This window comes from Acidovorax sp. ACV02 (assembly GCF_014851475.1).
In the GTDB taxonomy this organism is placed as follows: Bacteria; Pseudomonadota; Gammaproteobacteria; order Burkholderiales; family Burkholderiaceae_C; genus Acidovorax; species Acidovorax delafieldii.
The window spans coordinates 1-1512 of the sequence record NZ_JACUZU010000021.1; the positions used below are offsets into that span (position 1 = coordinate 1).

Consider the following 1512-nt stretch of genomic DNA (forward strand, 5'->3'; position numbering starts at 1 on the left):
CCCATCATGACCGGCAGCCACATCGACACCCAGCCCACCGGCGGCAAGTTCGATGGCAACTACGGCGTGCTCGCCGGCATCGAAGTCGTGCGCACGCTCAACGACCACGGCATCGAGACCGAGGCACCGATCGAGGTGGCCTTCTGGACCAACGAGGAAGGCAGCCGCTTCGTGCCGGTGATGATGGGCTCGGGCGTGTTCGCCAAAGCCTTCACGCTGGAGCACGCCTACGCCGCCACCGACACCGAAGGCAAGACGGTGAAGGGTGAACTCGAGCGCATCGGCTACATCGGAGACCAGGAGCCCGGCGACCACCCCATCGGCGCCTACTTCGAAACCCACATCGAACAAGGCCCCGTGCTGGAAGACAACGACAAGACCATCGGCGTGGTCAGCGGCGTGCTGGGTATCCGCTGGTTTGACTGCACCGTGACCGGCATGGAAGCCCACGCCGGCCCCACACCCATGGCCCTGCGCAAGGACGCCCTGCTGGCCGCCACACGCATCATGCAAGACGTAGTCGCCGCCGCCCACCGCCACCCGCCGCACGGGCGCGGCACCGTAGGCATGGTGCAAGTCTTCCCCAACAGCCGCAACGTCATCCCCGGCCGGGTCAAATTCAGCATCGACCTGCGCAACAGCACGGACGCACTGGTGGACGCCATGGCTGCCGAGGTCAAGGCCTTTGCCGACCAGGTGGCCCAAGAACACGGTGTGCAGGTGCACATCGAGATGGTGTCCAGCTACCCCGCGCAACTCTTCCAGCCCGAATGTGTGGAGGCCGTAGGCCGCGCCGCCGCCAAGCTGGGCTACAGCCACATGCCCGCCGTCTCCGGCGCGGGGCACGACGCCGTGTACATGGCCAAGCTCGCACCCAGCGGCATGATCTTCATCCCCTGCAAGGACGGCATCAGCCACAACGAGATCGAGGATGCGAAACCCGAGCACATCGAGGCCGGGTGCAACGTGCTGCTGCATGCCATGCTGGAGCGGGCTGGTACCTAGGGATCCTCTGCACGAATCACCGCGCCGTGTGCATCTGCGGCCTCGGGCGGTCTGCCGCGTTGCAAGTACTCGCCATAGCTGCGGCTATTGCTGCGTCTTGCGCCTTACAGCCCATCCCGATCCGCAGCGCCCACGGACCGCTCGATTCGTGCAGAGAATCCCTGGTGCTATACAAAATATAGCTACAGAGACACGATTCCGTAGCGCTTGCACCCGTCTGGATGCAAAAAGCGGGTGGAACGGATCAGTCCAGCTTCGTCAGCCCCAGAAAGTGGTCCAGCATGTGGAAGTGGTCTTCGAAGAATTCCTCTTCCAGGCCTGCCAGCTGGTCGATGCGGGTCCACTGCACCAGCGCTGCATCGTCATCGGCCTGCACCACCGGGAAGGGCGCATCGCCCAGGTCAAAGTAGTGTGCATGCGTGATGGTGCGACCGCGCTGGCTGCGGTCGGGGTGGTCGAACACGGCCACTGACTGCAGCGCGGCGCGCATGCGGGCCTCGGGCAGGT

The 1512-nt window shown here is 64.8% G+C and carries 1 protein-coding gene and 1 pseudogene; one reads left to right on the forward strand and one right to left on the reverse strand.

Annotation, left to right across the window (positions count from 1 at the left end):
- Positions 1-1005: Zn-dependent hydrolase (locus IB236_RS24150; protein WP_192422480.1), on the forward strand; the 1005-nt coding region annotated here is incomplete at its 5' end.
- Positions 1006-1249: 244 nt separating this feature from the next.
- Here IB236_RS24150 and IB236_RS24155 read toward each other — a convergent pair.
- Positions 1250-1512: pseudogene (locus tag IB236_RS24155) on the reverse strand (cytidyltransferase); the annotation flags it as partial.